General features: G+C 66.7%; 26 protein-coding genes. 11 read left to right on the top strand and 15 right to left on the bottom strand.

What is annotated here, in order from left to right:
- Nucleotides 1-8 precede the first annotated feature (8 nt).
- A complete protein-coding gene (gene betA, locus BLS50_RS27765; protein WP_074805715.1) occupies nt 9-1,709 on the top strand; it encodes a choline dehydrogenase in 1,701 nt (566 codons plus the stop codon).
- Between the two features lie 72 nt (nt 1,710-1,781).
- On the opposite strand, the gene BLS50_RS27760 is transcribed toward betA, so the two are convergent.
- From BLS50_RS27760 to BLS50_RS27735, 6 genes are all read right to left on the bottom strand, one after another.
- Nucleotides 1,782-2,882, bottom strand: coding sequence for a hypothetical protein (locus BLS50_RS27760; RefSeq protein ID WP_074805711.1), 1,101 nt, complete (start codon nt 2,880-2,882; stop codon nt 1,782-1,784).
- 407 nt (nt 2,883-3,289) lie between these two features.
- Nucleotides 3,290-3,793: a hypothetical protein gene (locus tag BLS50_RS27755; protein WP_012339514.1), complete on the bottom strand. Its 504-nt coding sequence runs from the start codon at nt 3,791-3,793 to the stop codon at nt 3,290-3,292.
- Between the two features lie 121 nt (nt 3,794-3,914).
- A complete protein-coding gene (locus BLS50_RS27750; RefSeq protein WP_011547079.1) occupies nt 3,915-4,739 on the bottom strand; it encodes an OmpW/AlkL family protein in 825 nt (274 codons plus the stop codon).
- Nucleotides 4,740-4,812: 73 nt separating this feature from the next.
- A complete protein-coding gene (locus BLS50_RS27745; protein WP_074805708.1) occupies nt 4,813-6,066 on the bottom strand; it encodes a DUF2957 domain-containing protein in 1,254 nt (417 codons plus the stop codon).
- A 71-nt stretch (nt 6,067-6,137) separates the two neighbouring features.
- The gene (locus BLS50_RS27740) at nt 6,138-7,736 is read right to left on the bottom strand and encodes a DUF2957 domain-containing protein (RefSeq protein WP_074805705.1); all 1,599 of its coding nucleotides are present in this window, start codon (nt 7,734-7,736) and stop codon (nt 6,138-6,140) included.
- A gap of 616 nt (nt 7,737-8,352) precedes the next feature.
- The gene (locus BLS50_RS27735; protein WP_074805701.1) at nt 8,353-8,649 is read right to left on the bottom strand and encodes a cupin domain-containing protein; all 297 of its coding nucleotides are present in this window, start codon (nt 8,647-8,649) and stop codon (nt 8,353-8,355) included.
- Between the two features lie 185 nt (nt 8,650-8,834).
- Between BLS50_RS27735 and BLS50_RS36085 the strand changes: the two genes are divergently transcribed.
- Both BLS50_RS36085 and BLS50_RS27725 read left to right on the top strand, forming a co-directional pair.
- Nucleotides 8,835-9,071, top strand: coding sequence for a hypothetical protein (locus tag BLS50_RS36085; RefSeq protein WP_176934311.1), 237 nt, complete (start codon nt 8,835-8,837; stop codon nt 9,069-9,071).
- Nucleotides 9,072-9,073: 2 nt separating this feature from the next.
- Nucleotides 9,074-10,018, top strand: coding sequence for an ABC transporter ATP-binding protein (locus tag BLS50_RS27725; protein WP_012339510.1), 945 nt, complete (start codon nt 9,074-9,076; stop codon nt 10,016-10,018).
- 20 nt (nt 10,019-10,038) lie between these two features.
- Here BLS50_RS27725 and BLS50_RS27720 read toward each other — a convergent pair whose 3' ends face one another.
- Entirely contained in the window at nt 10,039-11,091 is a 1,053-nt protein-coding gene (locus tag BLS50_RS27720) for an RNA-guided endonuclease InsQ/TnpB family protein (protein ID WP_074805698.1), read from the bottom strand.
- Nucleotides 11,092-11,180: 89 nt separating this feature from the next.
- On the opposite strand from BLS50_RS27720, the gene BLS50_RS27715 reads away from it, so the two are divergent.
- Both BLS50_RS27715 and BLS50_RS27710 read left to right on the top strand, forming a co-directional pair.
- Complete coding sequence (locus BLS50_RS27715; RefSeq protein WP_011547075.1) at nt 11,181-11,942, top strand: ABC transporter permease; 762 nt, start codon at nt 11,181-11,183, stop codon at nt 11,940-11,942.
- A gap of 161 nt (nt 11,943-12,103) precedes the next feature.
- Entirely contained in the window at nt 12,104-13,528 is a 1,425-nt protein-coding gene (locus tag BLS50_RS27710) for an MFS transporter (RefSeq protein WP_074805695.1), read from the top strand.
- 190 nt (nt 13,529-13,718) lie between these two features.
- On the opposite strand, the gene BLS50_RS27705 is transcribed toward BLS50_RS27710, so the two are convergent.
- Nucleotides 13,719-13,949 carry a hypothetical protein gene (locus BLS50_RS27705; RefSeq protein ID WP_011547073.1) on the bottom strand — a complete coding sequence of 77 codons (231 nt, stop codon included), beginning with the start codon at nt 13,947-13,949 and terminating at the stop codon, nt 13,719-13,721.
- 220 nt (nt 13,950-14,169) lie between these two features.
- Here BLS50_RS27705 and BLS50_RS27700 point away from each other — a divergent pair, with 220 nt between their 5' ends.
- From BLS50_RS27700 to BLS50_RS27685, 4 genes are all read left to right on the top strand, one after another.
- The gene (locus tag BLS50_RS27700) at nt 14,170-14,601 is read left to right on the top strand and encodes a YciI family protein (protein WP_074805693.1); all 432 of its coding nucleotides are present in this window, start codon (nt 14,170-14,172) and stop codon (nt 14,599-14,601) included.
- 96 nt (nt 14,602-14,697) lie between these two features.
- The gene (locus BLS50_RS27695) at nt 14,698-15,504 is read left to right on the top strand and encodes a DinB family protein (protein WP_074805689.1); all 807 of its coding nucleotides are present in this window, start codon (nt 14,698-14,700) and stop codon (nt 15,502-15,504) included.
- Complete coding sequence (locus BLS50_RS27690; protein ID WP_074805685.1) at nt 15,501-16,241, top strand: alpha/beta fold hydrolase; 741 nt, start codon at nt 15,501-15,503, stop codon at nt 16,239-16,241. The genes BLS50_RS27695 and BLS50_RS27690 overlap by 4 nt, the downstream gene beginning before the upstream one ends.
- A gap of 96 nt (nt 16,242-16,337) precedes the next feature.
- Nucleotides 16,338-17,225, top strand: coding sequence for an alpha/beta hydrolase (locus BLS50_RS27685; RefSeq protein WP_012339503.1), 888 nt, complete (start codon nt 16,338-16,340; stop codon nt 17,223-17,225).
- A gap of 160 nt (nt 17,226-17,385) precedes the next feature.
- Here the strand turns inward: BLS50_RS27685 and BLS50_RS27680 are convergent, their stop codons facing one another.
- Together BLS50_RS27680 and BLS50_RS27675 are read right to left on the bottom strand one after the other, a co-directional pair.
- The gene (locus tag BLS50_RS27680; protein WP_011547068.1) at nt 17,386-17,616 is read right to left on the bottom strand and encodes a hypothetical protein; all 231 of its coding nucleotides are present in this window, start codon (nt 17,614-17,616) and stop codon (nt 17,386-17,388) included.
- Nucleotides 17,617-17,823: 207 nt separating this feature from the next.
- Nucleotides 17,824-18,723 (bottom strand): hypothetical protein, encoded by a 900-nt coding sequence (locus BLS50_RS27675; RefSeq protein ID WP_011694824.1) that lies wholly within the window; start codon nt 18,721-18,723, stop codon nt 17,824-17,826.
- A 78-nt stretch (nt 18,724-18,801) separates the two neighbouring features.
- On the opposite strand from BLS50_RS27675, the gene BLS50_RS27670 reads away from it, so the two are divergent.
- Nucleotides 18,802-19,140 (top strand): helix-turn-helix domain-containing protein, encoded by a 339-nt coding sequence (locus tag BLS50_RS27670; RefSeq protein WP_011547066.1) that lies wholly within the window; start codon nt 18,802-18,804, stop codon nt 19,138-19,140.
- Between the two features lie 252 nt (nt 19,141-19,392).
- On the opposite strand, the gene pqqE is transcribed toward BLS50_RS27670, so the two are convergent.
- From pqqE to pqqA, 5 genes are read right to left on the bottom strand one after another with little or no spacing between them, the layout of a single operon-like run.
- Nucleotides 19,393-20,532 (bottom strand): pyrroloquinoline quinone biosynthesis protein PqqE, encoded by a 1,140-nt coding sequence (pqqE, locus tag BLS50_RS27665; protein WP_074805682.1) that lies wholly within the window; start codon nt 20,530-20,532, stop codon nt 19,393-19,395.
- 1 nt (nt 20,533) lies between these two features.
- The gene (gene pqqD, locus BLS50_RS27660; protein ID WP_006480620.1) at nt 20,534-20,815 is read right to left on the bottom strand and encodes a pyrroloquinoline quinone biosynthesis peptide chaperone PqqD; all 282 of its coding nucleotides are present in this window, start codon (nt 20,813-20,815) and stop codon (nt 20,534-20,536) included.
- Nucleotides 20,812-21,531 carry a pyrroloquinoline-quinone synthase PqqC gene (gene pqqC, locus BLS50_RS27655; RefSeq protein ID WP_006480619.1) on the bottom strand — a complete coding sequence of 240 codons (720 nt, stop codon included), beginning with the start codon at nt 21,529-21,531 and terminating at the stop codon, nt 20,812-20,814. The genes pqqD and pqqC overlap by 4 nt, the downstream gene beginning before the upstream one ends.
- A 2-nt stretch (nt 21,532-21,533) precedes the next feature.
- A complete protein-coding gene (pqqB, locus tag BLS50_RS27650) occupies nt 21,534-22,457 on the bottom strand; it encodes a pyrroloquinoline quinone biosynthesis protein PqqB (RefSeq protein WP_027807466.1) in 924 nt (307 codons plus the stop codon).
- Nucleotides 22,458-22,517: 60 nt separating this feature from the next.
- Nucleotides 22,518-22,592: a pyrroloquinoline quinone precursor peptide PqqA gene (gene pqqA / locus BLS50_RS27645; RefSeq protein ID WP_006485436.1), complete on the bottom strand. Its 75-nt coding sequence runs from the start codon at nt 22,590-22,592 to the stop codon at nt 22,518-22,520.
- Nucleotides 22,593-22,616: 24 nt separating this feature from the next.
- Here pqqA and BLS50_RS27640 point away from each other — a divergent pair, with 24 nt between their 5' ends.
- Nucleotides 22,617-22,835: a hypothetical protein gene (locus BLS50_RS27640; protein ID WP_226134011.1), complete on the top strand. Its 219-nt coding sequence runs from the start codon at nt 22,617-22,619 to the stop codon at nt 22,833-22,835.
- The last annotated feature ends 51 nt before the right edge of the window (nt 22,836-22,886 follow it).

Genomic DNA, 22,886 nt, shown 5'->3' with positions numbered 1-22,886 from the left:
GATCCGTCATGACGACACGCGAATACGACTACATCATCTGCGGCGCGGGTTCCGCGGGCAACGTGCTCGCAACGCGCCTGACGGAAGATCCGGACGTCACGGTGCTGCTGCTCGAAGCGGGCGGCCCCGACTACCGCTTCGACTTCCGCACGCAGATGCCGGCGGCGCTGGCCTATCCGCTGCAGGGCCGCCGCTACAACTGGGCGTACGAGACCGATCCCGAGCCGCACATGGACAACCGCCGGATGGAATGCGGGCGCGGCAAGGGGCTCGGCGGCTCGTCGCTGATCAACGGGATGTGCTACATCCGCGGCAACGCGCTCGACTACGACAACTGGTCGACGCACAAGGGCCTCGAGAACTGGACGTATCTCGACTGCCTGCCGTACTTCAAGAAAGCCGAGACGCGCGACGTCGGCCCGAACGACTATCACGGCGGCAGCGGCCCCGTGTCGGTCACGACCAGCAAGCCGGGCGTGAATCCGCTGTTCGAGGCGATGGTCGATGCGGGCGTGCAGGCCGGCTATCCGCGCACCGACGACCTGAATGGTTATCAGCAGGAAGGCTTCGGCCCGATGGACCGCACCGTCACGCCGAAGGGCCGCCGCGCGAGCACTGCGCGCGGCTACCTCGACCAGGCAAAGGTGCGGCCGAACCTCGAGATCGTCACGCACGCGCTCGCCGACCGCATCCTGTTCGACGGCAAGCGCGCGTCGGGCGTGACCTACCTGCGCGGCAGCGAACGCGCGACCGCGCATGCGCGCCGCGAAGTGCTCGTATGCAGCGGCGCGATCGCGTCGCCGCAACTGCTGCAGCGCTCGGGCGTCGGCCCCGGCGCGTGGCTGAAAGAACTCGACATTCCGGTCGTGCTCGACCTGCCCGGCGTCGGCCAGAACCTGCAGGATCACCTGGAGATGTACATCCAGTACGAGTGCAAGGAGCCGGTCTCGCTGTACCCGGCGCTCAAGTGGTGGAACCAGCCGAAGATCGGCCTCGAATGGATGCTGAACGGCACGGGCCTCGGCGCGAGCAACCACTTCGAGGCGGGCGGCTTCATCCGCACGCGCGACGACGACCCGTGGCCGAACATCCAGTATCACTTCCTGCCGGTGGCGATCAACTACAACGGCTCGAACGCGATCGAGATGCACGGCTTCCAGGCGCACGTCGGCTCGATGCGCTCGCCGAGCCGCGGCCGCGTGAAGCTGCGCTCGCGCGATCCGAACGACCATCCGAGCATCCTGTTCAACTACATGGCCGAAGCGCTCGACTGGCGCGAGTTCCGCGATGCGATCCGCGCGACGCGCGAGATCATGCGGCAGCCCGCGCTCGACCGCTATCGCGGCCGCGAGCTGAATCCGGGCGCCGACTGCAAGAGCGACAAGGAACTCGACGCGTTCGTGCGCGCCCGTGCGGAAACCGCGTTCCATCCGTCGTGCTCGTGCAAGATGGGCTACGACGACATGGCGGTGGTCGATGAAGAAGGCCGCGTGCACGGGCTCGACGGGCTGCGTGTCGTCGATGCGTCGATCATGCCGATCATCACGACCGGCAACCTGAATGCGCCGACGATCATGATCGCCGAGAAGATCGCCGACAAGATCCGCGGCCGCCAGCCACTCGCGCGGGTCGACGTGCCGTACTTCGTCGCAAACGGCGCATTGGCGAGGAATGTCGCGAAGGCCGTGCGGCAACCCGAGACGGTCTGACAAAGACGGCGCCTGCCCGGGCGCCGCGATACCCCCCGCGCGGCTCGCGGCGTTCTCGCCGCGAGCCGCATTTCATCGTGCCTTCTCGTTTGCGCTGCGCGGCCCGGCTGCCGAAACGCCTCGCATTCGCTTGGCGCGGACGATCGGATTCCTGCGCGACGTCAGGCTCATCGCGTCGCGCAGGCGGTCGAACGCGACATCCTCCTTCGCCCCGAAGCGGCTGACCGCCGGCCATGCGAGCACGTGGTCGAGCCACGTCTGCCAGGTATCGCCATGAAACCGGCGACCGATTGCCCGCACCGTATCCGGCGCGGCGATCGCGATGCCCGCCAGCAGGTAGTGGGCCCAGAAGCTGCCCGCGCCGATCAGTCGATCGAGCCGGCACACGGCGAGCGCGGCAAGGAGCCCGTCTATCGACGCGAGATCGGCGCGATGCGTTCTGATCGCTTGCGCGACGAAGTTGTGCCGACCGCCGTATGCCCGAATGGAAACGCCGTTGCCCGCGGCGAGTTCGGCCGAGAACATCGCAAGCGCAGCCATCTCGTCGACCCGGGTCACGTCGTCGCGCGGGCCGCATACGCGCAACACGATCGCATCGATGACCGCGCCGGGACGAATCGGTGTTTCCGTGCTCGTTGCCGCGACAGCGGTCAGCCTTTCTCTCAGGTTCTTCGCAGGCGGCGTCTCGCGCGGCCCGTCAGGTTCGTTCGCGACTTCGCCGTGGCATTCGACGCCATCGGCAATCCGTTCGAGCGCGGCCCAGCCGACGTCAGGATCGTCGAATGCACACGCATCGATCACGCCGTGCGCGGTGTCGAATACCGCAAGCGAGCCGGGGCAGCAACGTTCGGCTTCCGCGAGCTGCTGCGCGGAAGGAACATGCGTGCACACACCGAGCGGATCGGCCGGATCGCATGCGCAACCGCCACCGTCGGTCGCGATCCACGGGACCAGCCGGTGGAGCACGGCCGTCGCTTCGCGGGACAGATGCGCGCCAGTTCCCGCACGGATCGCATACGAAGCGACGACGGGCGTGTCGCCGACGTCGCTCGCGGCCATCGCGCAAACCGCCGTGTCGAGATGGTCGATCAGGTACTGCAACCACGCGGCCGTGCGCAGCCGGTCGGGCGTCGCGCCGCGGGCATCACCATACTTTGCTGGATCGGTCAGCATGGGTCGTCCGGGATGGTTCTGGCCAATTGGCTTGGTTTTGTTTCGATCGGATCGGGAGGCGCAATACACGCGACGCCGGCCCTGCAACTCCGCCCGTGTCGGATCGCGACACGGGCGGTCAACCGGCCGTCACGCTGGTAAGCATGACGGCTCGCATGAATCGGAGAAGCGGAAACTCGCGTATGCGCCGCACGGCTCGCATGCGCGGCGGGCGCCTCGCGTCGCGGCGCCGACTGCACGCGGCGCTTCGGCAATCGATGGACGGCGGCACAAACGACCACGCTGCCAGACGCATCCGGCCGTCGCGCCGATACGCGCGACGGCACGAACCGATCAAGCCCCGGAACCCGCCGCGCATGCCGCACGGCCCTCGCGCGCGGCGGGTCCCGGCTTCGATCGTGCGACGCTTACTGCACGTGGAACTTCGGCGACGTCAGGACCGTACCGGTCACCGTGCAGTCCGGCGTCAGGACGGAGTTGTTGAACGCCAGCGACGAGTTCGCATCGCTCCACGCGGTCACGACCTTGCTCGGCCCGCACGTGCCGAGCAGCGTGACGTTCACCTTCACGTTGTTGATCGACAGTTGCGTCGTGCTGTCGGCCTGCCCCGTCCACGGCGACGTGCTGCTCGCGCTGCCGCTGATCAGGCCGCACGTCGCGCCGCCCGCGAACGTCGTCGACGTGATGTTGACGATGCCGGTCGACGTGATCGTGCCGTTGAAGGTCGCGGTACAACTGGCGTTGATCGATCCCTTGCTGAGATTCGTGAGCCCCGACGCCGAGAACGGCTCGCCGTTCGGATTCATCGGCTGGCCATCGGCACGCGACACGGTGACGGCGAAAGCAGGCGCGGCCGAAACCGCGGTGAAAGCCACTGCAGCAACAAGCGATACGATTTTGCGAATGCTCATTTGAACTGCCCCCTCTCTTCACAAATGGCGGCACGCCGCCAGGAACGCGACCGTCCGGCCGGAACGGTCCGGCCAGCCGGTCGCAGGAAGCCGCCGGCACGCGTGATGCGCGCCGGTCGGCTCAGAACTTGTAGGAAATCCCGACGAACGTGATCAGCGGATCGGCCTTCAGCCGCGTGCGCGTGGTCGCGAGCGTCGAGCCGTCGGCTGCCTTGATCACCAGCGACGAGTAGGTCTTCAGCGGCATGTAGGTCAGCGTCGCCGTGAGCCCCCAGTGCTTGTCGATCGCGTAACTTGCGCCGATGTTGTAGACCGGCGTGAACGACGACGACGCCTTGCCCTCGACCGACGTCGCACCCGGCTTGCCGGCGCCGGCCGCGAGCACGCTGCCGAGGTTCTCGTTGATGTCCTTCGCGAAGTTGCCGTTCAGTTCGATGTTGCTGAACCAGCTGTAGGCCACGCCGATCCCGACGAACGGACGAAACTTCGCCGTCGACGAATTGAAGTAGTACTGCAGGATGATCGTCGGGCTCCACTGCCGCGCGTTCTTCACGGCCGGCTGGTTCGCGGACTTGTCCATATCGACGTTGCCGAGCGCGCCGGCCGGGCCAGGCGGCCTGATCACGCCGTGTCCGGTCAGCGTGAATTCCGGCGGCACGCCGAGCACCGACGTCACCGCGATGTGATCGGTGAAGAAGTGCGTGAGCGTGAGGCCGACCGTATCGGCGTTGTTGACCGTCAGGCTCGTGCCCGGCGACGTGAACGAACCCGGCAGGCGCAACGGCCCGTTGATCGGCATGCTCGCGAGATTCGTCGTCAGCCCGTTGGTCGAATCCTGCGGCATGATGTGCAGCCAGCCCAGCGTCGCGACGTTGTCGCCCGCCTGCTGGGCCGATGCGAGCGTCGATACGCCAGCGACGACACCCGCGACAATCAGCTTCTTCATGAAGTCTCCCCCTCATTCTGTCGGGGCGCCGCGCATTCGCGCGCGGCGCCGCCGTGTCTCCATCCACACGCGGTCACTGCACGAACGCGCCGACCGTGAAGTACGGGTTGCTCGTATCGGCCATGTCGAGGAACCCGAACACGCCGCCGGTGAACACGAACTTGCCGGTCGCCGGCCCCGATGCCGCATCCGCATGCACGGTCGTCACGACACCCGGCACCTTCTGCGTGTAGTCGAGGTTCAGCGCGCGCGTGAGCGCGGCCTGCGACGCGTTGAACGGATCGAGCAGCGTGGCCTGCGCGCCGACGAGCGCGGTCGCGCGGTAGTTGAATGCGCTGTCGACGCCGGTGTACTCGCCGTCCTGCGAACCCTGCGCGACCGCCGTCCGCGGGCTCAGGAACGAGATGCCCGATTCGTCGTCCGCGCTCGGGGGACCTTGCGTGAGGTCCGCGTTCGCGGCGCCGGTGCGGATGAAAACCGGCACGAGCTGGTTGCGCAGCTTGCCGACGATCAGGATCCCCTTGCCGGCCTTCGCCGGATCGAGCGCGGCGAGCGTCGGCGGAATCTGCGGCAGGTAGTTGAGCGACTGGAATGCCGGCGCATCGGGGCGCAGCGTGAACGGCTGGTTCACGGTCGCGCTCGACGCCAGCGGCTGTCCGCCGTTCTTCTTGCCGAAGTTGTCGGTTTCCGTATAGCTGCCGTCCGCGTTGATCGTCACCTGCTGGTCGAGCGCCACCGGCTGGAAGTTCTGCGACGGCACCTGGTGATAACCGAGCTGGTTGTACGTGCCGGCGATCTTCGTCAGGTCGGTCTCCAGCGACGAGAAGCTGACGAACGGGTAGTACGGAAACGTCGTCTTCGTGATCTTGCCGACGCCGATCACGCCGTCGAACTGGATCGTCGCGCCGGGGATCGCGCCGCCCAGCACGCCTTCGCCGAGGAACAGCCGCGCGGGCCGGCTCGGGTCGAGGCTCGCGTTCTGCATCCGGAACGTGCACTGGTTCAGCTTCACCGTCGGCAGCCCCGTCTCGTCGGCCAGCGTGCCGTCGACCACGTTCGCGGGCGCGGTGTCCCGCGTCGGCTGCACGGTACCCGTGGTGGCGGGCACCGGCGACGCGAGGTAGGTCATCCGGTACGTCATCTTCGTCGTGTCGAGCTGCACCTTCACGAGCTCGCCCGACCCCGACCCGCCGATGAACACCGTGTTGTAGTCGATCGTCTGCGGGCACAGCCGGACCACCGGCGCGGGCGGCGGGTCGCCGTCTCCGCCGCATGCGGCCAGCACGGGCGCGAGCGACGCCGCGGCCATCCATTGTTTCAAATTCATAGGAATCCTCTTGAAATTCGATTCGCCGGCGGCGACGCGTGCGCCGCCGGTGTGACGTGTTCGATACGGGGTTACTGGACGAACGCGCCGATCGTGAAGAACGGGTTGACCTTGTTGTCGTTGACGACCATCGCGTAGACGTTCCCGGCCGTCACGAGCCAGCCCGTGTCGCCCTTGCCGAAGATCGCCGCGTTCCCGTTCGCGCCTTTCGCGTTGAAGTCCTGCGCGGCCGTCACCCTGATCTTGCCGGGCGTGGCCTGCGTATAGTCCAGCGCGAACTGCGAGGTGACCGACGACGTCTGCGGATCGATGAACGCCGCGGTACTGCCCTGGAACAGCGTGGACGTATAGTTCGCGGCCAGCGTCGACACGGCGGTGCCGTCGTTGCAACTGCCTGCAACCGAATAGAAGGCGTTGTTGGCGAAGATGCCGGGCAGGTCGGGGTGCGGCACGTTCGGATTGAAGCTCGGCCCCGCCGACGCCAACTTGTTCCCCTGTCCGCTGGATGTCACGATGCCGCATGCGGAGGCACTGGTCGCGCCGATGTATCCGCCCTTCAGGGAGTTCGCGGCAATCGCCTTCGTCGACGACAGCATCGAGATGCCGACTTCGGCATCGGCGACCGATGCGAGCAGATTGACCGTATCGACGTGCGTGTAGCCGACACGAATCACGATCGGCACGAGCACGCCGTTCAGCCTGCCGACGATCATGATGCCTTTCGCCTGACTCGGTGCGATGATCAGCGTCGAGCCCTGCCCCGCGATCGGATACCCCTGCCCCCCGGCCGGATTGCTCACGAATACATTGTCCGCTGATCCGTCCGCGTTCTTGCGCTGCGCCCACGGCGTCCCGGTCGTCTGACACGAGTAGTCGCTGCCCGGCGTGATCGAACACGAGCCGTCCGCATTCAGCGTCTGATTCCAGTTGACGACGTCGGATTCCCAGCCGACCGCCCCGGTCGGGCTCTGACCATCACCGCCGATGGGCGACAGATGGATGCCGACCTCGTTGTAGTTGCCCGCCACTTTCGTGAAGTCGGTTTCAGTGTCGGTGAAGCCGATGAACGGATAGAAATCGAAGGTGCGCGACGGGACCACGCCGAGCGTAATGCCCGGCAGCAGCGGGATACCGGCGAACGCGATCGTCGCCCCCGGAATCCCGCCGCCCACCACGCCATTGCCGACGAACAGCATCGGCGGATCGGCACGGTTGATCGTCACCGAATACGCACCGTCGCTCGTCGCGCCGCTGTCGAGCACGAACGCGCAACGGTTCTGCTCGGCGGTCGGAAGCGTGGTCGGATGATGGAACGCGCCGCTGATCGTCAGGCCCGCGCGCGTGTTGTTGACTTGCCCCGCCGAGGTCGGCACCGACGATTCGATGAACTGCATCTGGTAGGTGAGCTTCGTCGTGTCGAACTTCACCTTCACGTACTCGCCGCTACCGGCGCCGCCCGTATACGTCGTCGTGTAGTCGAGCGCGTCCGGACACAGCTTCGTCACGACGGGCGGTGTCGTTTCGGCGCCGCTCGGCCCGCAGGCGCTGCCCGAGCACTGCGGTACGGTGATCGGCCCCGGATCGTCGCCGCCGCCACAACCGGCGACGAACGGCAGCGCCAGCACCGCGCACGACAGGATCGCCTTCCGCCATTCAGGAATGCAAATCATCAACCCCTCCTTTTCAGGTACGACAAGTCTCGCCCGGCCGGGCTGCATGGCCCGCCGGTTGGTATCGCGCCGCCGCACGAAGGCGCGGCGCATGACGATGCACGCAAGACCGCCGCGATGCCGGTCAGGCACAGGCGGCACACGCCGCGGCGATGGACAAGCGCGCTCCCGCGGCGCCGTCATGCGGCACGGCGCCGTCGGAACGATCGAAACGGAATTGGGTCGCCGCTACACGGCGAAGTGACGATGCAGGCACGCGACCTGTGTCGCGCCTGCATTCAGCGAAAAATCGGAAAACGACAGTCCCGCTGGGCCCTCGGATAGGCGTCTCATGATTTGGTCTCCATACGTACGCTTGATTCGTTATCGTGATGCGTCGTTTGTCGAGACTATGATCGGACCATTCGCGCAAGTAAATGGATGCAGAGTTCCAAACGACGGAACCCGCGCAATCCTAGCGTTTATACGGTATTTAACAGATTTTCAAACAGCCTTCATTTTATTTGCTCAGACAAATACCCGAGCCGTGGAACACGCGTTTGAACGGCGGCCGCCAATTCGCGCCGAGCCAAGCCAGCCGGGCTTCAGCGGCCCGCGCGCATGTTGCGGCGCAACCTCACACGTCGATGATCGCGAGCGTGCCGTGGCTGCCGGGCAGCACCGCGTGGCGCGTGCCGGCGTGCGCGAGATACATCTGGCCGGCCCCGACCACCACCGTTTCCGCGTCGACCTCGAGCATCAGCGTGCCGTCGAGCACCAGCAGCCCCTCGTTGTAGTCGTGCACTTCCGCTTCGTACGGCTGCGCATCCATGCGTAGCACCTTGATCCGCGCCGGGCCGACTTCGCCGACGATCGTGGATTTCCATGCGGCCGCCTGCGCGTCCGCCACAGATTTGAAATCGATCAAAGACATGCGCCCCGCTCCGTATCGCCGTGAAAGGAACGCATTATCGCGAGCGCCGCGCGCGCCGTCCCGGTACGGCGCGAGGGCATGCGGGCAGCACAGTCGGCCAGCCGGTCGGGCGGCAACGCGAGCGTGGCCCGATTCCCCGAAAACCCGCCGGATTGTTCGCATCATTCAAATAAAGCATCGAATCATTGAGCGATACCACGGCAATTCACGCCAATCCGGCACCGGCAGTGCCCGGCCTTTCCATCGGAATGCATTTCGATCTGCCGATTGCTAATATGGCGGTCCCGCGATCCCGCACCACCCTGCCGTTCGACATGACGCCCGTTCGCCATGCCGTGCCCGGTCCCGGCCGCTTCGCAGCGGCGGCGGCGCCGGGCATGCGCGGCGCCCGCCGTCGCGCCGGGCGGCCGTGCCATCCGTGAGCATGCAACCGATCCTTTCCGTCTCCGACCTTTCCAAGACTTACGCGTCCGGCTTCCAGGCGCTGAAGCACGTGACCCTCGACATCCGCCCCGGCGAGATCTTCGCGCTGCTCGGGCCGAACGGCGCCGGCAAGACGACGCTGATCGGCTCGATCTGCGGCATCGTCACGCCGACCGAAGGCCGCGTGACGGTCGGCGGCCACGACATCCGCGATCAATACCGCGCCGCCCGCGAAATGATCGGCCTCGTGCCGCAGGAGCTGACCACCGACGCGTTCGAAACCGTCTGGGCGACCGTGTCGTTCAGCCGCGGCCTGTTCGGCAAGGCGCCCGATCCCGCGTACATCGAGAAGACGCTGAAGGCGCTGTCGCTGTGGGACAAGCGCGACAACAAGCTGATGACGCTGTCGGGCGGCATGAAGCGCCGCGTGATGATCGCGAAGGCGCTGTCGCACGAGCCGCGCATCCTGTTCCTCGACGAGCCGACGGCCGGCGTCGACGTCGAGCTGCGCCGCGACATGTGGAAGCTCGTCGATTCGCTGCGCGAAAGCGGCGTGACGATCCTGCTGACCACGCACTACATCGAGGAAGCCGAGGAGATGGCCGACCGGATCGGCATCATCCTCGGCGGCGAGCTCGTGCTCGTCGAGGAAAAGCGCGAACTGATGCGCAAGCTCGGCAAGAAGCAGCTCACCGTGCAGCTCGAGCACCCGCTCGCGGACGTGCCGCCCGCGCTCGCGCCGTTCGGGCTCGAACGCGCGGAAGACGGCGCCGCGCTCGTCTATACGTACGACTCGCAGCGCGACGACGCGAGCATCGCGAAGCTCATCAACGCGCTCGGCTCGGCCGGCATCGGCTTTCGCGACCTGCACACGACGCAGAGCTCGCTGGAGGACATTTTCGTCAGCCTGATCGACAACCGCCGCAACGGCGTGCAAGGAGCCTGACGCTTGACGTCCTCCCCTCCCTAAAGGGAGAGGATTCCCACATCTGGCGATGCACGTCCGCATCGGAGAATGTTCAACGCAGCGTTGGTATCTCGATCATGTTCGACACCACAGTCACTACAGGCCCACTCTCTTATTCGCAGTCCCGCGATACCTTTCGGCCGCGTCGTGCTGTCTTTCGACCCGCACGACGAACAGGACTGGGTCGAACCGCTTTCGTCGACTTCCTCGAACGTGGCCCCGTGCGCCATCGCCTTGTAACGGAGCTTGTTTCGGAAGGACGACCAGGATGCGTCGTAGACGCTCTTCGCCATCCTGGTTCTGGCGAGTTTTGCGGCCGACACGTTGCCAACCGCGATGTAATCGAAGCGCCGCACCAGATCGAGCGCGAGCTTGTGCTGGAAATCGGCACGGGCATTCGCGACCTTGGCATGCAGCTTCGCGATATGCCGCTTGTGCTTTCGCGCCCGTTGCGCTTTCGCCAGCTTCTCGGCCGCTCGTCGACCGAACTGGTCATTGGGCAGCTTCTCTCCGGTCGAAAGTGTGGCGAAGTCTTTCAGGCCGAGATCGATGCCCACACCGGAACGAACCGGGCGGGCCTGCACATCGGGCATCTCGATCACGATATTGAGAAACCAGTTGCCGCGTGCATCCTGCGCAAAGTTGGTCCCATCCTTGATCTTGCCTTCGGGAAGCGGTCGGCTGGTGAACACGCGAAAGGAGTTGCCGGCAAAGCGAAACGCGTCGCCTTCGCGCTTCAAGTCACGGCCCTTCAGCGGCACCCAGCCCAGCGATTTCCTGCCGCGATAGCGCAGGTAGGGCCGACGGTGCTGACTGCGCGACTTCGCGTATTGCTCACACGTCGCGTTGATCGTGCCGGAATGAATACCAAGTTCCTTGCCACTCCCGGTCGTCAGCACGTTCAGGTCAAACCCGGTCGGCCACTTCTTGCTCCACTTGAGCGCGTGCTTCTGCGTGTCGTTGCAGAAGTTCCAGACGTAGTTCACCGCGCGGCTCTGCTTGTTGAGCAGTCCGTTGAGCGACTTCACCCGGTAGCGATAGACAAGAATCATGCCGGTGATCCTAACCCGTGGAAGAAGCTGTCTGTCAACAGCAATCCTTTCCTCCCCGTCCTGAAGGACGGGGTTTCTCGGAGCAACTGATGAACTGGCAAGGAATCCGCGCGATCTACCGCGCAGAAATGGCCCGCACGCGCCGCACGCTGATGCAGAGCATCATCGCGCCGGTGATCTCGACGTCGCTGTATTTCGTCGTGTTCGGCTCCGCGATCGGCTCGCGCATCAGCGACGTGAACGGCATCGGCTACGGGTCGTTCATCGTGCCGGGCCTCGTGATGCTGTCGCTGCTGTCGCAGAGCATCTCGAACGCGTCGTTCGGCATCTACTTCCCGCGCTTCACCGGCACGATCTACGAGATCCTGTCGGCGCCCGTGTCGTACTGGGAGATCGTGATCGCGTACGTCGGCGCGGCCGCGTCGAAGTCGATCCTGCTCGGCGTGATCATCCTCGCCACGGCCGGCCTGTTCGTGCCGCTGCACATCCTGCATCCGTTCTGGATGGTGCTGTTCCTGGTGCTGACGGCCGTCACGTTCAGCCTGTTCGGCTTCGTGATCGGCATCTGGGCCGACAGCTTCGAGAAGCTGCAGCTCGTGCCGCTGCTGATCATCACGCCGCTCACGTTCCTCGGAGGCAGCTTCTATTCGGTCGACATGCTGCCGCCCGCGTGGCGCGTCGTCACGCTGTTCAACCCGATCGTCTACCTGATCAGCGGCTTTCGCTGGTCGTTCTACGGGATCGCCGACGTGCACGTGTGGATCAGCCTCGCCGCGACCGCGCTGTTCCTCGTGATCCTGCTCGCGATCGTCGCGTGGATGTTCCGCACCGGCTACAAGCTGAAGAATTGACGCCGGCGGGCGTCACGCGCGCCGCCCGCCGATGACGCATTTGAGCAAGCCGGCGGCGCTTTTCCTCTGATGCGGCAGTTTGTGGTCGCGTCTACTGAATACGAAGCATCGGGGCCCTGGAGCATGCGCTGCGCGGCCCCTTTTTCATTTCAGAGGACGCCATGCCCGCCGCCACCGCTCCCGCCTCCGCCGCCGCCCGGCTCGAACGCCTGCCGTTCTCCGGCTATCACAAGCGCATCTTCTTCATCATCGCGATCGCGTTCTTCTTCGACTCGGTCGATCTCGGCACGATGACGTTCGTGCTCGGCTCGATCCGCAAGGAGTTCGGGCTGTCGACCGCGGCCGCCGGCCTCGTCGCGAGCGCGAGCTTCTTCGGGATGGTGCTGGGCGCGGCGGTAGCCGGCCTGCTCGCCGACCGTTTCGGCCGCCGGCCCGTGTTCCAGTGGAGCATGGTGCTGTGGGGCGCCGCGTCGTACCTGTGCTCGACCGCGCAGAGCGTCGACGCGCTGATCGTCTACCGCGTGCTGCTCGGCATCGGGATGGGGATGGAGTTTCCGGTCGCGCAGACGCTGCTGTCCGAATTCGTGCCGACCGAGAAGCGCGGCCGCCTGATCGCGCTGATGGACGGCTTCTGGCCGCTCGGCTTCATCACGGCCGGCATCGTCGCGTATTTCGTGCTGCCGCAGTTCGGCTGGCGCACCGTGTTCGCGCTGCTCGCGATTCCGGCCGTGTTCGTGCTCGTCGTGCGCCGCATCGTGCCGGAATCGCCGCGCTGGCTCGAACATGCGGGCCGGCACGCGGAAGCCGACACGGTGATGCACACGATCGAGGCGAAGGTGATGCGCTCGGCCGGCGTCACGACGCTGCCGCCGCCGTCGCGGCTCGCCGAACCGGCCGCCGCGCGCGGCCGCGGCGCGCTGCGCGAGATCTGGAGCGGCGTGTACCGCCGCCGCACGGTGATGGTGTGGCTGCTGTGGTTCTTCGCGCTGCTCGGCTTCTACGGCCTCACGTCGTGGCTCGGCGCACTGCTGCAGCAGGCCGGCTTCGAAGTCACGAAATCGGTGTTCTACACGGTGCTGATCTCGCTCGGCGGCGTGCCGGGCTTCCTGTGCGCCGCGTGGCTCGTCGAACGCTGGGGCCGCAAGCCGACCTGCATCGCGTCGCTGATCGGCGGCGGCGCGATGGCGTACGCGTACGGCCAGAGCGCGCTGTATGGCGGCAGCACGACGCTGCTGATCGTCACGGGCCTCGCAATGCAGTTCTTCCTGTTCGGGATGTGGGCGGCGCTGTACACGTACACGCCCGAGCTGTACGGCACCGGGGCGCGTGCGACGGGTTCGGGCTTCGCGTCGGCGATCGGCCGGATCGGCTCGCTGATCGGGCCTTACGTGGTCGGCGTCGTGTTGCCGGTGTTCGGCCAGGGCGGCGTGTTCACGCTCGGCGCGCTGTCGTTCATCGCGGCGGCGATCGCCGTGTGGACGCTCGGGATCGAGACGAAGGGCCTCGCGCTGGAACAACTGGCGGCAGGCGACGAAGCGGGCGGCAGCGGACGGTATCCGGCGGGGGCAGCGGACGAGGCGTCCTGATCGCTAAGGTTGGTTTTCAAGCTGCTTCGAGCCGAATCCAGGCACTCGATCTCGCCATCGCTCTGCCGATGCACGGTCCGGCGATCACGCAAGACATCCCGCGCGTGCTCGCCGGCGCAATCGCTCACGGCAAAACCGCCGCCGCGTCAGCCGCGGAGGCGGTAATACGACAGGGGTACCGCAGGGGTCGTCACGCGTCGGCGACGACGAACTCTTCGGCTGCCTTGCGCTGAACCGCGGCCATCACGGCCAGTTCACGCTTGCTGCGCGCGTCGCCGGACACGACGCCCGTCGCATGCTTCGCCTTCGCACCCAGCGGAAAAAACACGAACGACGCGCCGGCCGGCGCCGCCGGTTCCGCGCGCAGGCGTTTGTTCAGGATTTTCAGGTACTTCTTCTTCGAGACTTCCTTAGCAGCCATGGCGCCCTCCGCGTACACGTGATGCGGATCAGCATACCAGTTTTGCCGAGGCGCTCCGTGACAGCGGCCGCCCGGCGCGGCGCACCGTTTCGATCGCGCGTGAAATTTTTTTGCCCGCGATGTCGATTCCCGTCGCCGTCGCGCGTCGTGTTGTCGTAACCGATCGTTTTGCCGTCGTACCGCCGGCAAACGCCCCATTCCCGTTCAAGGAGAAACGACAATGCGCGTCATGGTCATCGTCAAAGCCACCGCCGATTCCGAATCCGGCCAAATGCCCGGCACCAAAATCATGGCTGAAATGGGCCGCTTCAATGAAGAACTCGTGAAAGCCGGCATCCTGCTCGCCGCCGACGGGTTGCGCCCGAGCAGCCACGGCAAGCGCGTGCACTTTTCCGGCAAGAACCGCTCGGTCATCGACGGCCCGTTCGCCGAAACGAAGGAACTCGTCGCCGGCTACTGGCTGTGGCAGGTCAAATCAATGGAGGAAGCCGTCGAATGGGTGAAGCGCTGTCCGAACCCGATGCCCGGCGACTCCGACATCGAGATCCGCCCGCTGTTCGAGATGGAGGATTTCGGCGACGCATTCACGCCGGAGCTGCAGGAGCAGGAAGCGCGGATGCGTGCGGAAGTCGACGCCCGACAGCAGCCCTGAGCGGCAGGCGGGCGTCGCACACGCCCGGAGCAGACGGTTGACGAAGCCCTGCCGATTAACGTATCGTTTTGTGACGTTATTCGGCAGGGCTTCGTCATGCATTCCCGTTTCGACCGTTTCCGCTTGACCCCGCTCGGCGCCCAGCTCGAAGCGCTGATCGAACAGCCCGAGCGCTATCTCGAGTTCGCGGCGCTGTCGCGCGTCGGCGTCGCCGCGATCGGCGCGATTCAGGACGAGATCGCGCACAAATTCCCCGAAATCGAAGCCGACACGACGGCCCGCCAGTTCTGCGGCGCGATGGTCGCCGACGTGATGCGCCGCCGCGGCCATGAGGTCGTGCAGGCGCGCGGCCGGCTCGGCGGTGCGCTGTTCAGCTATGGCGCGGTGTTCAGCGCGTGCCCGCACCGGCTGCCGTTCGCCGACGTCGTCGCCGCGCTGGCCCGCATGCCGGCCCGGCTCGCCGCCTATGCGGCGCATGTGCCGGCCGCGCTGGCCACGCGCCGCCCGGCCGGCACCGGCTTCTCGCTGGTCGAACATGCGTGCCACCTGCGCGATCTCGATGCGGTGTTCGCCGCGCGCATCGACGCCGTGCGCACGGCAGAACTTCCCGTGATTGAATCCGTCGACGGCACCGCGCTCGCCGCGCAACGCGACTACCTCGCGCAGCCGCTCGATCTCGCCGTCACGGCGTTCGGCAGCGGGCGCGCCGCGCTGTGCGCCACCGCGGCCGCGCTGGAACCGGCGCAACTCGCACGCTGCGGGCTGCGCGACGGCATCCGCCGCATGTCGCTCGACGAACTCGTGCGCGAGCTGCTCGATCACGACCGCACGCACCTGCTCGAACTCGACGAACTGCTCGCCGAACTCGAATTGCCGCCGCTTCCTTCAGCACACGCCGCATGATCCCGCCCACGCCCGTCGTCTTCATTCACGGCTTCATCGGCACGTTCGACGTGCGCGGATGGCACGGCCCGCACCTGTGCCCCAGCCTGCTCGGCTACGGCGCGCATCGCGCCACGCCGCCCGACGCGATCTCGCTTGCCGCGCAGGTCGCGCATGTGCGGCAAACCGTCGAGATGCACTTCGGCATGCAGCCGGTCGATGTCGTCGGCCATTCGGTCGGCGGCGCGATCGCGATGCTGTTCGCGCATGCGCACCCGGAACGCGTGCGGCGCATCGTCAACGTCGAAGGCAATTTCACGCTCGACGATGCGTTCTGGTCGGCATCGGTCGGCCGCATGACGCCCGGCGAAGCCGACGCGATGCTCGACGGCCTGCGCGCGGCCCCGCTCGACTGGCTGCGCGGCGCGATCGACCACCCGACGCCCGGCCAGCTCGACGACGCACGCCGCTGGCTCGCGCATCAGCCGGCATCGACGCTGCGCGCGATGGGCCACTCCGTGGTCGACACGACCGGCGATGCGGGCTACCTGCCGGCGCTCGCACAGGTGTTCGAGCGTCATCCCGTGTGGCTGATCGCCGGCGAACGTTCGCGCGCGGGCTGGCACGTGCCGGCCTTCGCGCTCGCACGCTGCGCCGGCTTCGACACGATCGCCGGCTGCGGGCACCTGATCGCGGCCGAGCGGCCCGATGCGTTTCGCGCGGCCGTCGCGCGCATCGTATGCAAGCCGTCCGCCTGACAACCCGTAGGATTCGCCGAAATATGGTTGAAAGGCGCGGTTGCTAGAGTCGCCGGAACAGGGTTTTCCCGGCATCCGGCCGGACTGGATCGACACATGCAAGGATCGATGCGCCTGGCACGTACTTTCTGGCTGCTTCTGCTGCTCGCCGTCACGAGCCCTGCCTTCGCCTTTCACGCGCGGGTCGTCGCGATTCCGAGCGCCGCGATGAGCGAAACGCTCAAGGCCACCATCGTGCTGCCCGACGATTACGCGCGCGACAACCACGGCGAACGCTACCCCGTCGTCTATCTGCTGCACGGCTCAGGCGGCGACCATACCGACTGGACGTCGAACACGCACATCGCCGCGCTCGCCGACCGTTATCACGTGATCCTCGTGATGCCCGACGGCGGACACGAAAGCTGGTACATCGACAGCCCGTTCGATTCGGGCAGCCGCTACGAGACCTTCATCGGCGATGAAGTCGTGTCCTATGTCGACCTGCATTTCCGCACGATCGCGGCCCAGCACGCGCGCGCGATCACCGGGCTCAGCATGGGCGGTTTCGGCGCGCTGCGCATCGCGCTCGATCGGCCCGACACGTTCGGCGCGGTCGGCAGCATCAGCGGCGCGGTCGATCCGCGCTGCTGCACGGACGAGCCGGGGATCGCCCATGTGTTCGGCGATCCCGACCGCCATCCGTCGTTCTGGAACCGCAACGTGATCGCTGAAAGCGCGCGGGCATTCGTGCGCGCGCATCTCGACCTGACGATCGATTGCGGCCGCGACGATGCATTCGTCGACTCGAACCGCACGCTGCACGAACGGCTCGTCGCGCTCGGCGTGCCGCACGACTATGCGGAGCGCCCGGGCGGCCATACGTGGGATTACTGGGCGAATGCGATCCGCTACCAGATGCGGTTCTTCGCGACGTCGTTCCAGCATCGCGGTTACGCGTCTCGTGCCGCGCCGTCCGCGCCGGGCATGACGCGCGCGGGCTGACGCACGGCTAGCCCTTAGCCCTTACGGCGGCGGCTATCCGGTCGAAGGCTGCCGGGCCTGAAAATCGAAACGGGATGATGAACCGGCATGCCGGGCAGCGCGCCCGGCAAGAAGATGAACGCGCGTCGCCCGACGCGCGAAAAGAGAAACGACGAAACCGTCAGTTGCCGTGCGTGGTGTCCGCGCCGACGACGCGATCGAAGAATTCCTGTGCACGCGCCAGCTCGTCGAGCGCGCGATCGAGACGCGACATCGCGCGGGCGTATTCGGCCGACGAGCCGTCGTCGTCGCTTTCGCCGCGTACCGCGCGAAACGCCTGGTCGACGTTGCGCGTCGCTTCGACGAAGCGTTGTGCGGCCTGTGCTTCCGGCGAACAGATGTGGGTCGACATCGACACTCCTCCCTCGGGATTGCAGTGTGAAGCACGCCGACGCTCAGTGTGCGTGGTACGCATGTCGGCGGCGTGAACCACGAGCCGCCGCGTGTCGACGCATCGGCCGCCGCACCGCGCGCTTCGTGCCGATTGTCGCTCCGCGCTCGCCGCTCCGCTACGGCGAGATTGCAACAAATTCTTGCGCGAACGGCGTCGTGCGTCCCGTCACGCGCGCCCGACGCGCGGATGCGCCAACCCCGCGAACGCGGCCGCCTCGCCCGGAGACAGGTCGAACAGATCGCCGGTGAGATCGCGCGGATGCTCGGCCGCGGGCCGGTTGCGCAGGCGCGCGACATGCGTGGGCGCCACATACGCGGCGGCCGTTTCGAGCGGCGGCACGTCGAACAGATCGCGCGTGACGCCACGCACGGCATCCGTCGGCGAACGGCCGCGCAAGCGCGCGACCAGCTCGACGAAGCGATCGAAATCGCCCGCGCGCGTGGCCTTGTTCACTTCCGCGAGATCGCGCGCCTTCAGCACGCACGGCTGCGCAAGCCGCACGAAATACGGCGCCTCGAGCTCGACCGACAGCGCGAGCGGGTAGCTCTTGCCCGTCTGCTCCTTCGCCCGCCCGATGCAGTCGACCACGGCCGCCCCTTGCGCGGCGCCCAGCGGCTTGCCGGTGCTCACGCTGCGCAGGTGGTCGGGAAACACGCGCAACTGCGTGCCGACCGTCAGCGCGGTGGACGACGCGCACACGAGCGCGTAGTGCTGCTCGCGACGCCGGCCCGACGGCAACGTCGAGCGGCTGGCGATGAACGTATGCGGCGGCAACGGCCGCACCTGCCCGCTGGCGTCGACCCACGCATTCCATAGCAGCGCGTCCTTGCGCGCGCCCGCACGCGGACGCGACGCGACCGGCGAGAACAGTGCGAGCAACGAACCCGTGCGATGCGCGGCGACCTGCGCGCTGCTGCCGAGCGGCTGGTTGATGCCCCACAGAAAACGCCCGCCCCCGAGCCGGCGCTCCCATTCCTTGCGGAGCACGACGGTCGGCAGTTCCTCGCCGGACTCGGTACCGATCTTGGTCCAGCAGAACGTGGGTGGGAGGTGTTTCAGTGTCATCAACTTTCTCGGGATACAGCCTCGCTGCTGACAGCAAGCCCATTCAACAGCCGTAACTGTATAGGTATAATGCATCGCATGGAAGCCCCGGACCAAGATTTTCCCGTTCAAGACCTGTTGCGCCGCCTGATGGCAGACACACGCTCGTCCAGCGAAATCGCGCGACTTTCCGGGGTCAGCCAGCCCACCGTATCGCGCCTTCGGCTGTCGAACGGGCACCGGCTGCGCCGTAGCGCACCATTCAACAAGCTATGCAGTTTCTATGGGGTCGACACCGAGCCGTCGCGCCGCCGATACAACGACCTGCTGCGCGACGCGATCGTCGACGCGTGGGACGGCTCGGACGAGCACGGGCGTGCGCTGCTGGTCGTGATTCAGGGGCTGAAGGATTTGCAAGCGAAGGCGGATGACGGGTAATCGCGGCAACGTACCGGTCATTCATCGAGATTGAACGTGATCGGCACGCGCGCTCGCATCGGCGTCGGCGTGCCGTTTTCTACATGCGCGGCGCAGCTACTTGCCAGCACTGCATCGCGCGCCGCGGCATCGAGGCGCGGCTAGCTGCTGCCGGCGGCAGCGACACGCGCGGCGACCACCCGGCCGCATCGGTTTCCGGTTCGACGAGCGCGGTGCCGTGTTTCCCCAGCCGTCGTCCTGGGCCGCGCCTCATCAGCAATCGCACGCCGCGCCGCATTGCGCAAGCGAATTCTCCTTGCTGCGAAAAACCAGCGGCTGTTCGTCGCTCGGCGCACGACGTCGCGCGAACTGCACGGCCTGTTCGACCTGACCGTGATGGGCGGACTTCGCACACACCGGATCGGCCTCCCGCGGATCGCCGGCCAGCAGGTAGGCCTGACACCGGCAACCGCCGTGATCTACATGCCGCTCGTCGCACGTGCGACACGGCTCGCGCATCCAGTCGTCGCCGCGAAACGCGTTGAACGCGTCGCTGTCGTACCAGATGTCCCGCAGTGAACGATCGCGCACGTTCGGCAACGCGAGCCCCGGCAGCGACCGCGCGGCATGGCACGGCAGCGCGGTACCGTCCGGCGCGACGCCGAGAAACACCGAGCCCCAGCCGTTCATGCAGGCCTTCGGACGGCGTTCGAAATAGTCGGGCACGACGAACAGGATCTTGCAACGCTCGCCGATCAGCTTGCGATAGCGGTTAACCGTGTCCTCCGCCACGCGCACCTGCTCGACGGTCGGCATCAGTTGGTCGCGATTGAGCATCGCCCAGCCGTAGTACTGCGTGTTCGCGAGCTCCAGGTAGTCGGCGCCGAGATCGAGCGCCATCTCGATGATCTGCCCCACGTGCGGCAGGTTGTAGCGATGCAGCACGCAGTTGAGCACCATCGGATAGCCGTGCGCCTTGATCAGTCGCGCCACGTCGCGCTTCAGTTCGAACGTGCGTGTGCTGGTCAGGAAATCGTTCAGCTCGCGCGTCGAATCCTGCAGCGACAGCTGGATGTGATCGAGCCCGGCGGCCTTGAGCCGCTCGATGCGCGCGACGTTCAGCCCGATGCCCGACGTGATCAGGTTCGTATAGAAGCCGAGCCCGCGCGCATGCGCGACGAGCGTCTCGAGGTCGCCGCGCTGCAGCGGCTCGCCGCCCGAGAAGCCGATCTGCGCGGCGCCGAGCGCGCGCGCGTCGCTGATGACCGTGCGCCACGCATCGGTGTCGAGTTCCGCGCCGTGCGTCGCGAAGTCGACCGGGTTGTAGCAGAACGCGCAGTGCAGCGGGCAGCGGTACGTGAGTTCCGCGAGCAGCCACAGCGGCGCGGACGGACGGGGGGTGTCGGGCGTCATGTCAGTCCAGCCAGCCGCGCAGTCGCGCATGATCGAGAAAACGGTACACGTCGGTCGCGAGATCCGATTGCATGAACAGGCGCTCGAGCTCGCCGATGATGTCGTCCAGTTCGCGCGTGCCGTCGCAGCGCGCAAGAATCTCGCCGGCGCTCGGGTTCAGCTTGACCATGCCCTCCGGATAGAGCAGCACGTACGCATCCTGGGCTGCCTCCCATTGCAGACGGTACATGCCCCTGAGGCAGGGGCGCAGCGGCACGCCGCTGGCGGCTTCGATCGCGTTCATAACGGGTAGGCCTTTTCGACGGCGTCGAGCATCGACCACAGGATGTCGAGCTTGAATTGCAGAATGCCGAGCGCGCGCTGCTGCGCCTCCGGTGTCGTGAAATGCGCGAGCGTCACCGCGAGCCCATGCTCGACGTCGCGCTGCGCGAGCGGCACGCGGCTGCGGAAGTAATGCAGCCCGGCCGGCTCGATCCACGGGTAATGCGACGGCCAGCCCGCGAGCCGGTCGAGATGGATCTGCGGCGCGAACATCTCGGTCAGCGACGAGCACACGGCTTCCTGCCACGGCGCGCGCCGCGCGAAGTTCACATACGCATCCACCGCGAAACGCACGCCGGGCAGCACGTGTTCGAGCGACCACAGCTCGTCGCGCGTGAGGCCGCATGCCTCGCCGAGCCGCACCCACGCCTCGATGCCGCCTGCGTTGTCGCCCTGCCCGTCGTGGTCGATCAGCCGCTGAATCCAGCGGCGCCGCGTCTCGCGGTCGGGGCAGTTCGACAGGATCGCCGCATCCTTGAGCGGGATGCAGATCTGGTAGTAGAAGCGGTTCGCGACCCAGCCGCGAATCTGCGTGGGCGAACAGGCGCCGCTGTTGAGCCGCCGGTTGAACGGATGATGAATGTGATAGCGCGATTCGAGCGCACGCAGGCGCGCCTCGAATTCGGTCGCGGTCCAGGGCGTCGCGTGCAACGCCGTAGCGGGGATCGGTGCGTTCATCGTCAGACCTGGAATTGCATGCCGTCGTGCGCGACGTCGATGCCGTGCGCGCGCAGGTGCGCATGCTCGACGGAATGCGGATCGAGAATCGGGTTCGTGTTGTTGATGTGCGTGAGCACCTTGCGCGTGTGGACGGGCAGCGTGTCGAGCCAGTCGATCATGCCGGGCTGCCCGGGTTCCGCGCACTGCGCGAGATGCCCCATGTCGGCCGCGTGCTTGCGCGACAGGCCGAGATCGATCATCTCGGTGCCGGTCCAGAACGTGCCGTCCACCAGCACGAGGTCGGCGCCGTCCATGGCCGCGCGCACGTCGTCGGTGACCGACGCGAGCCCCGGCGCATAGAATGCGCGCCGCCCGCTCGCGACGTCCTCGATCGACAGCGCGATGTTGTCGCCGGGCGCGGCCGACGCGCGTCGCGGCGAATAAGGCGGCGGCTTGCTGTCGACGGCGATCGCGGTGAACCGGATGCCGCGCGCCGCCGGCACGGCGAACGGCTCGCCGGGCACGATCGTGTGCGCGGCGACGCCGCAGTAATGGCCGAGCAGCGGCACGAGCGGCAAGCCGGTCGACAGGTCGTCGAGCACCGGCGCGCTCGCGTAGAGCGGCAGCGGCGTCGAGCGCTCGCGCAGCATCAGCAGGCCCGTCACGTGATCGATCTGCGCGTCGCACAGCACGACGGCGGCGATGCCGCTGTCGCGAATCGCGCGCGCCGGTTGCAGGTCCGGCGCCGCGCGCAACTGGGAAAGAATGTCGGGCGACGCGTTGACGAGAACCCAGTCGACGCCGTCGTCGCTGACCGCGATCGACGACTGCGTGCGCGGCAGCACGTGGCCGCTTCCGCTGCGCGCACGACGGCAATTCGCGCAATTGCAGTTCCATTGCGGCAGCCCGCCGCCGGCTCCCGAGCCGAGTATCTTGATCTTCATGGCGTCAGCTCCCGAGGCCGCCCGCGCCGACCACGGCGAAACGGGCGGCACGCACGGCGATCAGCGGTTGGCGATGTACATCGTGATTTCGAAGCCGAAGCGCAGGTCGGTGTAAGACGGTGTCGTCCACTGCATGGTGTGTCTCCTGTCGAGTTGATGATGGATGTGTTGCTGGGTGAATCGAACGACCGCGGCAAGCGAGCGGTCGATTTCTATTCAGCAAGGAGCGTGCCGAACGCGTATTGCGGCGGCGCGGCGGCGGTAGACGGCCGTCATCCGGGCATCGAGGCGGAATCCTTACGAATAGCCGACACGATCCGCGCGAATGCGGTCCGCCACCCCGGCGGCACGATGTCCGCGAGTGGTCACAAGTGTTGAATCGTTGAACACCGGTGTTGCAACTTGACACACCGGCTGTGACAGGTTGTG

It is taken from the genome of Burkholderia orbicola, assembly GCF_900100915.1.
GTDB classification, from domain to species: domain Bacteria; phylum Pseudomonadota; class Gammaproteobacteria; order Burkholderiales; family Burkholderiaceae; genus Burkholderia; species Burkholderia orbicola.
Note: the sequence above shows the minus strand (reverse complement) of the source record. Positions and strands in the feature narration are given on the sequence as shown.